This window comes from Nocardia sp. NBC_00508, assembly GCF_036346875.1.
Lineage (GTDB): Bacteria > Actinomycetota > Actinomycetes > Mycobacteriales > Mycobacteriaceae > Nocardia.
In genome coordinates this window covers 6,867,342-6,879,985 of sequence record NZ_CP107852.1, presented here as the reverse complement: position 1 = coordinate 6,879,985, position 12,644 = coordinate 6,867,342, and the positions used below count along the sequence as shown (strand labels likewise).

General features: G+C 65.5%; 11 protein-coding genes and 1 pseudogene. 7 read left to right on the top strand and 5 right to left on the bottom strand.

What is annotated here, in order from left to right:
* Positions 1 to 42 precede the first annotated feature (42 nt).
* The 3 genes from OHA40_RS30885 to OHA40_RS30875 all read right to left on the bottom strand — a co-directional run bounded on the left by OHA40_RS30885 (position 43) and on the right by OHA40_RS30875 (position 2,044).
* Positions 43 to 171: a hypothetical protein gene (locus OHA40_RS30885; protein WP_330230338.1), complete on the bottom strand. Its 129-nt coding sequence runs from the start codon at positions 169 to 171 to the stop codon at positions 43 to 45.
* 192 nt (positions 172 to 363) lie between these two features.
* Complete coding sequence (locus OHA40_RS30880) at positions 364 to 1,155, bottom strand: ABC transporter permease subunit (RefSeq protein WP_330230337.1); 792 nt, start codon at positions 1,153 to 1,155, stop codon at positions 364 to 366.
* Positions 1,145 to 2,044, bottom strand: coding sequence for an ABC transporter ATP-binding protein (locus tag OHA40_RS30875; RefSeq protein WP_330230336.1), 900 nt, complete (start codon positions 2,042 to 2,044; stop codon positions 1,145 to 1,147). The genes OHA40_RS30880 and OHA40_RS30875 overlap by 11 nt, the downstream gene beginning before the upstream one ends.
* A 142-nt stretch (positions 2,045 to 2,186) precedes the next feature.
* Here OHA40_RS30875 and OHA40_RS30870 point away from each other — a divergent pair, with 142 nt between their 5' ends.
* The 5 genes from OHA40_RS30870 (at position 2,187) to OHA40_RS30850 (ending at position 7,557) form a co-directional block, all read left to right on the top strand.
* Entirely contained in the window at positions 2,187 to 2,591 is a 405-nt protein-coding gene (locus tag OHA40_RS30870) for a GbsR/MarR family transcriptional regulator (RefSeq protein ID WP_442944086.1), read from the top strand.
* Between the two features lie 286 nt (positions 2,592 to 2,877).
* Entirely contained in the window at positions 2,878 to 3,453 is a 576-nt protein-coding gene (locus tag OHA40_RS30865) for a TetR family transcriptional regulator (protein ID WP_330230335.1), read from the top strand.
* The gene (locus OHA40_RS30860) at positions 3,413 to 4,318 is read left to right on the top strand and encodes an ABC transporter ATP-binding protein (RefSeq protein WP_442943851.1); all 906 of its coding nucleotides are present in this window, start codon (positions 3,413 to 3,415) and stop codon (positions 4,316 to 4,318) included. Before OHA40_RS30865 ends, OHA40_RS30860 begins: the two co-directional genes overlap by 41 nt.
* A complete protein-coding gene (locus tag OHA40_RS30855; protein ID WP_330230333.1) occupies positions 4,315 to 5,835 on the top strand; it encodes a hypothetical protein in 1,521 nt (506 codons plus the stop codon). Before OHA40_RS30860 ends, OHA40_RS30855 begins: the two co-directional genes overlap by 4 nt.
* Before the next feature lie 240 nt (positions 5,836 to 6,075).
* Positions 6,076 to 7,557, top strand: coding sequence for a SulP family inorganic anion transporter (locus OHA40_RS30850; RefSeq protein ID WP_330230332.1), 1,482 nt, complete (start codon positions 6,076 to 6,078; stop codon positions 7,555 to 7,557).
* Between the two features lie 496 nt (positions 7,558 to 8,053).
* Here OHA40_RS30850 and OHA40_RS30845 read toward each other — a convergent pair.
* Positions 8,054 to 8,332, bottom strand: a pseudogene (locus OHA40_RS30845) (CBS domain-containing protein); the annotation flags it as partial.
* Between the two features lie 223 nt (positions 8,333 to 8,555).
* On the bottom strand, positions 8,556 to 10,100 hold the full coding sequence (locus OHA40_RS30840; RefSeq protein ID WP_330230331.1) for an alanine/glycine:cation symporter family protein: 1,545 nt from the start codon (positions 10,098 to 10,100) through the stop codon (positions 8,556 to 8,558).
* A 328-nt stretch (positions 10,101 to 10,428) separates the two neighbouring features.
* Here OHA40_RS30840 and OHA40_RS30835 point away from each other — a divergent pair, with 328 nt between their 5' ends.
* Positions 10,429 to 10,866: a hypothetical protein gene (locus OHA40_RS30835; protein ID WP_330230330.1), complete on the top strand. Its 438-nt coding sequence runs from the start codon at positions 10,429 to 10,431 to the stop codon at positions 10,864 to 10,866.
* A gap of 171 nt (positions 10,867 to 11,037) precedes the next feature.
* A complete protein-coding gene (locus OHA40_RS30830; protein ID WP_330230329.1) occupies positions 11,038 to 11,886 on the top strand; it encodes an alpha/beta fold hydrolase in 849 nt (282 codons plus the stop codon).
* Positions 11,887 to 12,644 lie beyond the last annotated feature (758 nt).

Here is a 12,644-nt window from a genome sequence, read left to right as displayed (position 1 = left end):
ATCGAATCGTCGATGACTTCGCCATGTGACGAACGCCTTCGGCTATTCGTCCAGGTGAACGTATTCGGGCTGGGCTGCCGTGTTTTCAAGAGGCGTCGCTGTTTTCGTCGCATCGGTCGACAGGCCGCGCCGCTCCCTGGCCCGGCATATCGTGAAGGTGTCGTCGGTCACCTCGTGCTCTGCGCACGGCTCTGCTCAACCGAGCAAACGGGTCGGCGCGAGGACTCACACACCGCTGTCACTCACGCTCACTGCGCGCTCCATTGAGGTGGGCCACGCTGCGACAGTGCCTTGAATGCGGTCATGGCGCCGCTGTTCGAGGGCGCCCATCGCCCAGGGTGGGTGATGGGCGCCCTCGAACTGTCAGGAGTTGAGATCCCGTCGGTTGAATCGGTTCAGGCCCAGCAGTATCAGGACAGCGGAGATCGCCACGAGGATTGCGGCGTCAGCCCATTGCATTCCGTTTCGCAACGGTTCTCCGCCGATGTAGTAGTGGAACGGGGAGAGGTATGTCAGCCAGTCGGCGCCGATGACGCCGGCGAGGCTGTGTGCGGCGTAGGTGAGCACCCCGATTCCCGCCGTCCCGGCGAGGACCGGGCCGCGTCGTCCGGTCGCGCCGCCGAGGCCGATCGCCAGTGCGCCGAAGGTGATCGCCAGGAGGGTCAAGTTGAGGCATTGGGCGGCGAACTCGCCGATGCTGATCGAGGCGAGGTCGGCGCCGGAGCGGATGGCGATCATGCCGAGGAAGACCAGCAGCCCGATCGCGGCGGCGCCGGTGGCCAGGGCGGCGAGGCGTTGCAGTGCGAGGCGGGTGCGGCTGAGCGGGTAGGCCAGCAGCAGGTCGAGGTATCCGGCTTCTTCGTCGCCTGCGATGGCGCGGGCGCCGAAGGTGATTCCGAAGATCATCGCCAGCAGCGGCAGCAGCAGCCCGAATACGCTGGACCCGAGGTAGCCTGCGGCCGAGGACATATCGTCCAGACGCAGCGCTTCGCGCATCGCGTCGGGGTAGCTGTTCACCGCATCGGCCATGCCGCCCTCGGCTACTTGGGGATAGAAACCGGCGTACATCAGGCCGACCGCGGCGATGCCCACCGACCAGGCGATCAGTGACCTGCGGTGGTCGGTGACGGTCTGGGTGTAGAGGTCAGGCAGCATCGGATTCTCCGGTGTAGAAACTGTGGAACAGGTCCTCGAGTGCGGGTTCGGTTACTGACATCGCGATCACACGGTGCGCCACGACGGCGCGCAGCAATGCGTCGGGGCTGCCGGCGATCTGGCAACGCAAGGTGGTCCCGTCGACCCGCACGTCACCGACGCCCGCTAGCGCGGCGAACTCGCCTGGGCCGACCGGTTCGCTGAAGGTGATCTCCACGTCGCGAATAGCATTGGCGCGCAACCCGGCCACCGTGTTCAGGGCGACCAATCGGCCCTCGCGGATGATGCCGACGCGGTCGGCGACCGCCTCGACCTCGCTCATGATGTGGCTGGACATGAACACCGTCTGGCCGTTCGATGCGGCCTCGGCGACCATGTCCAGGAAGGTCTGCTGGCCGAGCGGGTCCAGCCCCGAGGTCGGCTCATCCAGGATGAGCAGCTCCGGGGCGTGCATGAACGCCTGGACCAGGCCGAGTTTTTGCCGGTTGCCCTTGGATAGTGCCTTGACTTCGGCGCGTTGGTCCAGCTCGAGCCGCTCGCACAGTGTGTCGATACGGCGGGTGTCCACGCCGCCACGCAGCGCGCCGAGAAACCGCAGCGTCGCGCCCACTCGACCGCGTCCCGGGACGACGAAATCGCCTGCGAGATAACCGATCCGCTCGTGCAACTGCACCGCGTCGACCCGTGGGTCCAGACCGAGAACTCGGGCGGTGCCGTCAGTCGGCCGGATCAGGTCCAACAACAGCCGGATGGTCGTCGATTTGCCGGCCCCGTTCGGACCGAGATAGCCGAACACCTCGCCGCGGCGGACCTCCAGCGACAACTCGGCCAGACCGCGGACCGTGCCGTAAGTCTTGCAGAGCCCGTGCAGCTCAATCACATTCGCCATGAAGACGATAGTACTGAATTTTCAGAAATCTGTAAATATTCAGTGATATCTGAGGTTTGCTAAGGTTTGGGGTGTGGGAACCAACGAGCGATTGCGGGCCGCTGCGGAGAAGCTGGCCCTGACCTTGTCCGACGGTGGCGGCATGCAGCGCTCGACCGCCCGGGTGATGACCGCGCTGCTGTACACCGAGCAGGACACGATGACCGCTGCGGATCTGTGCGAGGAGCTGTCGATCAGTTCCGGCGCGGTCTCCACCGCTATCAAGCAGCTCATCCCGGTCGGCCTGATCGAACGCGTCCCGGCCCCGGGTAGCCGTCGCGACCACTACCGTTTCCGCAGAGGAGCGTGGGCGGCGTTGATGTCGCAGCAGAACGCCATGCTGGCCACCATGCGCGAAGCCGCGCAGGAAGGCATCGACGCCACCGGCGACGACACGGTCACCGCGCGCCGGCTGCACGAGATGCAGGACTTCTACACCTACATGACCAGTGAACTGGTCCCCCTCATCGACCGCTGGCGCGAGCGATACACCACCGGCCACGACTGACGGAGCAGGCGGCGGCGCGGGAGGTCGAGTGATGTTCCTCGGCGAAACATGCGGACAGTGACGACTATGCGCCGAGCGTAGACATCGACACCGGCGTCAGCCGATGGAATATCCCGGACGGCCGCCCGGTGGCGCATGCTGCGACAGCGCCCATACCTCCCGCGGCCGCCGGTCGCGCGGTCATTACGGCTCCGCCCGTCGGCATCAGCCTTCAGGCTGCATCGGGCCCTTGCCCGATATTTGCGTTAGCTACTAACATGTTAGCTACTAATATCTTGGAGGGCGGATGGTCACGGACTGGCGGGCTGCCAAGCGTGCGCGCACGCGGGAGACGATTCAGCAGACCGCGCTGCGGCTGTTCGCCGAGCACGGCTACGACGGCGTCACCGTGGAGCGGATCGCGGCGGAGGCGGGGGTATCGCATACCACTTTCTTCCGGTACTTCCCCACCAAGGAGGATGTGGTCCTCAGCGACAACTACGATCCGCTGATCGCCCGACTCGTCGCCGCGTGTGGCGCGGCGGACCCGGTCGAGCGGGTCCGCCGTGGACTCGGCGAAGCTCTCGCCCAGTTGGATGAGCATGAGATGGCTGTCGTTCGCGAGCGCACCAGGCTGATGCTTTCCGCGCCGGCCCTGCGTGCCCGTCAGTGGGAGAACCAGGCATCTACCCAGCGCCTGCTGGAGGAGGTTCTGCGCGGCGAAGGGCGTGGCCCGGTCCCTTTGGCCGTGCGGGTTACCGCCGCCGCCTGCACGGCCGCTCTGGCCACGGCGGTCACCGTCTGGGCCGAGGACGACGACGCTGACCTGGCCGCCACGGTTGATGCAGCCTTCGCCGCGCTTGAAGGGAACCACCGTGGCTGAGTTCGCGATCGAGGTCGGTCACCTCACCGTCACCTATCCCGGCGCCCAGACGCCTGCAGTGCGCGATATGAGTTTCACCGTCGACCGTGGCGAGGTGTTCGGCTTCCTGGGCCCGTCCGGGGCGGGCAAGACCACCGTGCACCGGGTACTGACCCGGCAACTGCGCCGCTTCACCGGCGAGGTCGGTGTTCTCGGCCTGCCCGTGGGGCGGGGGAGTGACCGCGATTTCTTCGAGCGGATCGGTGTCGGTTTCGAGTTGCCCGCTCGGCTGCCCGGGCTCACAGCCAGAGAGGACCTGGCCGCCTTCGCCTCGTTCTACCGCGGCCCCACCGAGGACCTGGACGCGGTGCTGGAGCTGGTGGATCTGGCTGCGGCCGCCGATCAGCCGACCGCTGAGTTCTCCAAAGGCATGCTCACCCGGCTCAACCTGGCACGCGCCCTGGTCCACCGGCCCGAACTGCTGCTCGTGGACGAGCCCACCTCAGGACTGGATCCGGTCCGTGCTGAACGCGTCCGCGGCATCCTGCTTGATCGTGCCGGCGCCGGCGCGACCGTGTTCGTCACGACGCACGACATGGCCACCGCCGACCGCGTCTGTGACCGGGTGGCCTTTGTGGTCGACGGTCGCATCGCCGCGGTGGACAGCCCGCGCAGCCTCAAGCTTGCCTACGGTCAGCCAGACGTGGTCGTCGAATACCGCAGCGACGGTCGCCTGGAACAGCGCCAGCTACCTACCGAGGCTCTGGCCATACTCGTGCCAGGAGTCATCGAAACCATCCACAGCCGCGAGGCCGCCCTGGATGATGTCTTCGCCGCCGTCACCGGACACCGCTCCGGCCTCGCCGAACCCGGGACGCAGCGATGACCACGCCGGTCCTGCACCGCCTGCGCGCGGCCCTGGCCCTGGAGTGGCGCGTCCAGCTACGCCTGCGGCTGCCGCTGCTCGCCGCAGGGTTGGCCGCGGTGTGGGCGGGTGCCGCCGTCCTGCTTCCGTCGGATCTGGCACGCCCTTTCACGAGCCTGATCCTGTTTCTCGACACCGCGGGGTTCGGCGTGCTGTTCGCGGTCTTCCTTCTGCTGGGCGAACGCACCAGCGGTGCATGGGCCGCACTATGGGTCAGCCCGCTCGGCGCAGGCGAATACGTAGCTGCCAGGTTGACCGTACTCACCCTGTTGGCAACTGCATCGACGGTCCCCATCGCGCTGGCTGCCCGCCCCGCCGCCCTGGTCGGCGGGGTAGCTGCTGCCGCCGCGGGAACTGCGCTGCTCACCGTCCTGTTGTGTGGGCTGTCTCTGGCCGCGTGTGCCCGCGCCCGCCACCTGTCCGACGTGGTGGCTGCCGTCCCGCTGATGCTCGGACCGTTGCTGGTTCCGGCTTTGATGCTCGCCACCGGTCTGGTCGAGCATCCGCTGCTGTACGCCGCACCAACCTCTGCCGCGCATTCGCTCGTCCTATGGGGACTGGACCCGGCCGCGGTGCCGCTGTCCGGGGCGAGGATCGCTGCTCTGGCCGGGTACGCCGCCGTGTCCGCGGCCGGGGCGTGCGCGCTGGCACGCTGGGCACTGGCCCGCACCGGCACACTGGAGACGCCCGACCACCGCCCTCGAAGCCGCCCGCGCTCGATGGGTACCCGGCCGTGGCCGTCGGGGTCGCCGCTGCGCACCCTCGCCCACATCGACCTCATCGGCGCAGCCCGCGACCCCGTGACCTGGGCCTTGCTTGCCGGGCCTGCCCTCACCGCCCTGGGGCTGCGCTTCGGTCTGCCGCTGTTGGACGAAACACCTGTGGTGATACGGACCGGCCTGGACCTGAACCGGCTACATCCAGTGCTGCTCGCGGCATTGGTCCTGCTCCACGTGCCGCTCATGGTGGGCGGCATGGTGGCACTGCGTACCGCCGAGGACCGCGAGCAGGGCGCGGTGACGCTGCTCGGTGCCTCTCCGTTGGGTATCGGCCACTACCTCGCCTACCGGGCGGTCACCGCTGCGGTGCTGACCGCGGCGGGCTTGGCGGCTGCCCTGCCGCTCAGCGGGCTGGCCGACGGCGCCACCTGGCCGCTGACCGGCGCCGCACTCCTCGCCACCGCATTGGCCCCTGCCTTCATGCTGATCGTCACCGCAGCAGCCGCCAACCGCGTTCGGGCCTTGGCCATGGCCAAAGCGGCAGGGGCGCTGTTCACCCTGCTCCCGGTGGCCGCCTGGGCACTCGGCCCCACGTGGGCTTGGGTGCTGGCGCCGCTCCCGCCGCTCTGGCCGGTCGCGGCCCTGCCCGGATACGCGATGGCACCCACCGGAATCACCGTCCCAGCAGGCGCCACGGCCGCCTTGGTGCTCACCGCCGCCCTGTGGCGACGGGCCAGCCATGTACTCGGCGGCTGCTAGCGATGCATCGTCAGTCGGGGACAGTTGGTGGGCGGCGTGAAGGGCGGCGAACCTCCACAAGTCGGAATTCGCCCGGCTAGGCCCGCGTCCGGCCGCTGTGCGTCCCGGTTTCACAGTCCAGTTTGATCTACAGCGTTTTTTACGGCATCTTTACTATTAGGTGCGCCGGGAAGTCTGGTCGGCAGCCCGGCTTCAGCAGGGGACGGGTGTGGTTACGCCGAGTTGTGAGGTGCCCTCCTGATGCTGCAGCGCATTGCCAGAGAATCGTTGTCGGGTCTGACGGTGGCGATCGTCGCCTTGCCGCTGGCGATAGCGTTCGGTATCACCGCGACCGGCACCGCCGAGGGTGCGCTGGTCGGTCTGTACGGTGCGATATTCGCCGGTTTCTTCGCGGCACTGTTCGGGGGGACACCAGCTCAGGTGACCGGGCCGACCGGTCCGATCACGGTCGTTGCGACCGGGACCATCGCCGCGCACGGTCTCGAGGCCGCGTTCATCGCCTTCGCCATGGCGGGTGTGTTCCAGATCGTGTTCGGGGTCTGCAAGCTCGGCTCCTACATCCGCTACATCCCCTATCCCGTGGTGTCGGGATTCATGGGCGGGATCGCGCTGATCATCATTCTCGGTGAGGTGGACCAGGTTCGGCAGAGTTTCCTGCTGGTGTTGCTGACGATCGTTCTCATGCTGCTGTCGGGCAGGTGGATCAAGGCCATCCCGGCGAGCCTGATCGTGCTCGTTGCGATCACGGCGACATTGCCGCTGGTGGGGTCCTTGCTGGAGGATCTCGTCGTGCCGCTGCCGTTCGGGTGGTCACTGCCGCTCAACGGGGTCATCGACTACATCGGGGAGATTCCTTCGGCGATACCGTCGATCGCGATGCCCGAACTGAGCGGGCCGCTGGTGCTGCAACTGCTGTTGCCCGCACTCGGAATCGCGTTGCTGGGATCCATCGACTCCCTGTTGACCTCGGTGGTGATGGACAACCTCACCGGCACCCGGCACCGCAGCAACCGGGAGTTGATCGGCCAGGGTCTGGGCAATATCGCCAGTGGTCTGGTCGGCGGGCTCGCGAGCGCCGGTGCGACGGTCCGGTCGGTGGTGAACCTCAGAAGCGGTGGCCGTACCTCGCTGTCGGCCATGGTGCACAGTGTCGTGCTGCTCGTGTTCGTCGTCGGTCTCGGTGTGGTCGTGCAGTACATTCCGCTGGCGGTGCTGTCGGGCATCCTGATTCTCACCGGCATCGGGATGTTCGACTGGGAAGCGATGAAGAAAGCGCACGTCATGCCGAGAGGTGATGCCCTCGTGCTGTTCTCGACCATGCTGATCACCGTCATGGTCGACCTCACCGCGGCGGTGGCGTTCGGGGTTGTGCTGTCGGTCCTCGTCCATGCCCTGCAATCGCGGCAGCGGCGAGCGTCGATCATCACCGAAGACAACGACGACGCGACGACCTACACGGTTCACGGGCCGCTGTCGTTCCTGTCCGCCGACCATGTCTTCACGTCGGTGCGAGCCGCGCGATCCGATGTCGTCTTGTCCTTGCAGAACGTGAACTACATGGACACCTCCGGTGCGATGGCGCTGCTGCACTACGTCGAGCACTCCGCGCGAACCGGCATCGGAATCACCCTCGGCCCGATGCCACCGCACGTCGAGGCGCGGGTGATGACACTGGCTTCCAGCGAACAACGCGACAAGCTCGCGGAGATCGGGAAGAGCTGAAGCGCGACCGGGCCGAGGTCACCACGGGGATGGCGTGGATCTGTAGACCGAGTTCGGACGCGGGCGGACATCGATGACGGTGCGGTCCTCAGCTCTGGCAGGACAGATTGCGGGCCGCGCTGACAAATCGGATGTACACAGTTGAACGCCCGAATCCGAGTTCCATCCCGTGGTAAGCGGCCGAGACCGGACCACGATCGGTCCGTCAGTCGATGAAGGCGATGACATCAGCTGCGGGAAGACCGGCTGTCTGCTGGCAGACCTCCGGATGGGAGTCGACCAGTGCACGTGCGGTATCGACGAGGTCCTGCTGAGTCACGGCTGCACACCACGACGAGTCGGAGATCTCGAAGAGGAATCGGCGCACGGGGTCCTGCTGCGCAGCGGGCTCGTGTCCTCGATCCAGGAACAGTCCGGGGGCGAGCGCGAGATGATCCGTGCAGTCGGGGCGCGCTCGTTCGGCACGTGCCACCGCAATCATCGGCTTGGTCTTCGACGGCAGCAACTCGCCAACGGTCTTGCCGTGCAGTCTGTCCGCGATCCGATCGGCCGCTGACTCCGACAGCACCGCAGCCAGCGACGGATCTTCCTGCACGTATCTCGGCACCAAGAACCCCACCACATCCGAGGCAGGCAGAACCGCGTGCAACGTTGCATCGCCGTCGGTGACCACGATGCCCGGCAGGCGATGCTCGGCCAGCAGCCGCACCGCCGCAAGCGCGGCGGAATCCATCGTCACCGACGGATAGTCCTCGGCAATCTGAATTGCCTGCACAACAGCACAATACGACCACCGCGGCCGCTGCCGCAGCGCTTTGCTGTGGTCGCCGCGGCAGCGCAGACCAAGTCGTGTGCTGGCACCGGCATCTGCGCGATGGCGCGAGGTGGATTTCCGGGCTGCGGTGCTGGGCGGCGAAACCTTGCTCGACCGTGCCAATGACCATCACGGCGCGGCCGACCACGTAGTTGAACAAATGACCGTGGCCCCGCTTTGTCGGTTACACCGTTGTCCGAATGTGGTCCTTGTCGGCTGCCGGGCGGTAGGTCTCCCAGAACGTGGCTCCCGGGATGCTCAGTGCCAGCGGGTCGAAGACGGGGTCCACACCGGCCTTCTGCTGACGTTCGAAGTCACGAAGTGCCTTGTATGCCGGCTGCTGCAGCACGATAATGCCGACGATGTTGAGCCAGGCCATCAAGCCCACGCCGATGTCGCCGAGCGTCCACGCCTCGGTCGCGGTCGAGACCGAGCCCACCACGACGGAGACCAGGATCAGCGCCTGCAGCACAAGGGTGGAGTTGGACCCGATCGAGCCGCGAATGACCGGAACCGGAATCGGTGAATACTTGCCGAGTAGGAACCGCAGGTTGGTTTCGGCCATGTAGTAGTACGCGATGATCGTGGTCAGGCAGAAGAAGGCGAGCGAAACGGCGACAAAGGTCGCTCCGGCACCACTCCACAGCGTGTCGAATCCCACTTGGGCGAAGGCCGGTCCTACCGCAGCATCCGCAGGCAGCGCGCCGCCGTCGGCCAGCACAGCGCCTGTCGCGGACTCGCCCTCGAACACCCGGTAAGCGCCGGTCGACAAAATGAGGAATCCGGTCGCGGTACAGACGAACAGGGTGTCGACGTAGACCGCGAAGGCTTGCACCAGTCCCTGCTTGGCAGGATGGGAGACCTCGGCGGCCGCAGCGGAGTGCGGCCCGGTGCCCTGCCCTGCCTCGTTGGAATACACCCCGCGCTTGACGCCCCACATGACCGCCGATCCGATGATCGCGCCGAACACAGAGTCGGCGCCGAACGCGCTGGCGAAGATCATCCGTACGACACCGGGGAGTTCCGCGGCATTGACGACCACGATGACCAGCGCCAGCCCAATGTAGACGACCGCCATGAACGGCACCACGACCGACGCGAACGCCGCGATGCGCTTGACACCGCCGATGATCACGAAGGCCAGCACGATGACCGTGCCGACGGCCACCGCCCATTCCGAGATACCCCACGCCTGATGCATGGCCGAGGCCATCGAATTGGATTGCACGCTGGGCAGCAGTAGGCCGCAGGCGAGCACGGTCACCGCCGCGAACACGAATCCGTAGACCTTGAACAGCGGAGCCGCACGGGTGTGCGCCATCGCTTTGCTGAAGTAATACGCGGGCCCGCCGCGATACTCGCCGGTGAGCGGGTCCCGCGTCTTGTAGATCTGACCGAGGGTGCACTCGACGAAGGAGGTCGAGGCTCCCAGGAACGCCACGGCCCACATCCAGAACAGCGCCCCGGGCCCGCCGAAGGCGATGGCCGTGGCGACACCGGCGATGTTTCCGGTGCCGATCCGGCCCGACAGCGACATCGCTAACGCCTGGAACGACGACACGCCGGACGGTGACTTTTCGCCGTGCCGCATCAACCGGATCATCTCCCTAACCTGCCGCACCTGGACGAACCTGGAACGAACCGAGAAATACACCCCGGCCGCCAGACACAGGTAGATCAGCGCATCGCTCCAGATATAGCCATTCACCGTGTCGAGGAATTCAGTCAAAGCACGCGCTCCCATCGAGGTACGACATCGACGGAGATACTGACACGTGCGAGGGAGTCAACTGTTACAAATCGGTCACAACGGTGTTATCGAAGCGGCTGTCCTGAGGCTCTCTGCGGCTCCGGAAAGGAGGCGGCTGCGCTGGGGTGGCTATGTACGCCGCGTCGTCGTCAGGTTCTGCGCATCCATATTCCCCTCAGCGGGAAGGTGTGAATCGTAGCGGCTCATTATCTATCGTACCGTTATTTAGCGTTACATAGTGCGGCTCATGCATTCGGGCGCGCCAGGTGCGGGTACGCCGAGCTCGAACGGACGAAGGTAGGTCTGTATGTCCCCGGAAGTCATCGGCTTCGAGTTGTTGCTGATCGGCGTGATGATGCTGATCTCGAGGATCATCCGAGTGAAGTGGCGATTGGCGCAGAAGCTTTTCATCCCGAGTTCGATCATCGGTGGCGCGCTCGCGCTGCTGATCGGGCCCGACGTATTCGGCCGGATCGCCGCAGCGATGGGGATCGAGAGGTTCACGGAATCCGGGCTGTTCACCCCGCAGGTTCTCGATGTGTGGAAAACGCTTCCGGGACTGCTCATCTCGCTGGTCTTCGCCGGCCTGTTGATGGGCCACAAGCTACCCCCACCGCGTGAGGCGTTCCGTATCGCGGGCCCCGGACCTGCACATTTCCGCCTGACGACACCGACACCCGCCACGACCAGGCGCGGCCCAGATTCCGACGCGCTCGCCACACATCGCGGCGCGCATCACCGCTAGCTTGACCACGAAATATCCAGCACGGCAACCGATTCCGCACTCTCGCGGTTGCATGCGGTAAAAACCGACGCTCAAGGCTTCAAGATCAAACAGGCAGCTAGCCAGCAATAGTGCCGAGACGGACGACCTACCGATTTTTTCGAGCCGTTACTCGTAGTGCACGCTGGCTCTGTGGAATACGCAACCAACCCTATCGACGGGACCCGCATCGCCTATCGAGCGATCGGCAATGGACAACCGCTTGCCCTCCTTCACGGGACGGCCTTGTCGAGCGCTATCTGGCGTGGATTCGGATATGTCGGTGCTCTGAAAGACCGCTACCAACTCGTGCTTATCGATCTGCGTGGACACGGACGAAGTGATAAGCCTCGCATAGCTGGCGACTATTCGATGAACCTCATGGTTACGGACGTTCTGGCTGTTTTCGATGCGATGGGAATTTCGTCCACCCACTTGATGGGATACTCCCTGGGCGGCCGAGTGTCGCTGTCGCTCACCACCCATGCGCCCCACCGGCTGAAGAGCGTCATCGTCGGTGGCGGAAGTAGCCGGCCACAGGACGGCGTCCTCGATGAACTGTTCTTTCCCGGCTGTGTCGACACCCTCACAAATGAGGGCATGTCCGCCTTCCTTGATCAATGGGGTGCGCATCGCTCGACTCCGATCGACTCAGGCACACGCATCGCATTCGAGTCCAACGATGCGACGGCCTTGGCTGCCTATATGAGGCAGTCGGGTTCAGAACCGGGTATCGACGACATCACGCTCGGCGCAATCGATCTCCCGACGTTGCTGTTTGTCGGTTCAGAAGATGCGGAGCGTTTCGATGACACCCGCCATATTGCCCAGATGATCCCCGGAGCTCACCTCGTGATCATTCCAGGGCGTGATCACTCGACCACACTCGCTGCCAGCAGCGAAGTCCTCGGTATCGTTGCACCGTTCCTCAGTGCGCTCGACCGAGGCGCCGACAGTCGACGTCAGGGCTTGAACGAAGGGAAAACCCTGATTCAGGAATGATCGCCATGCGGCCACGGCTGAGGCAAGAGACAACGTCGCAGCTCTGACGCTGATGATCACCAAAGTTGCCTTGCATGAGAGAATCGATGGCCTCGTCGGTCACTAGGTGACCCACGAGGGTAAGACCCACCGCCATCTCGGCATGCAGAATAGTTGTTTCGGTCAGCGGTACCGGGTTCCTCTTGCGACAGAAGGAATCTCAAGACCAAGGGCTTCGATGAGAGGTGTATACGACACCGGTCGCGCTGGAGGCAGTAGTCGTTCCCGATTGCCCTCGCGGGCCGGCTAGTTCACAGCGCCGCTGATCAGTGAGCATCTGAGCGTAAACGACATTCGACACCCGGCGTTTCTGACTAGCCGACGTGCGAATGCTGGGAAGGTACCCGTCCGTGCAGAGCTCACGATCGAATATGGGTTCCTGATCGCTCCGCCTCGGTGACGTGGTGGGGTGGCCTGGGGTGACCCCGCCTGCGACCTCCGCAGCCCCACGCAGAACAGCTTCGGGGTGGGGGCGGGCCAGGACGGCTCGCCGGGGCGGGCCGCGCGCCACACCAGCGCGTCGATGGTGTCGCGTTTGCCCGGGCGGTCCGGGTCGCCGCCGCGCTCGGCGAACAACCGCTCCATGGTTGTCTTGCGGGTGCACCACCAGATAATCGCGGTGATGACGGCGACTGCGAGGGTCGGGTTGAGCTGGGTGGCGGAGCCGGCGCCGGCGGAGCGGTCGGCGAACTCGGTGCCGAAGTCGATACGCATCAGCG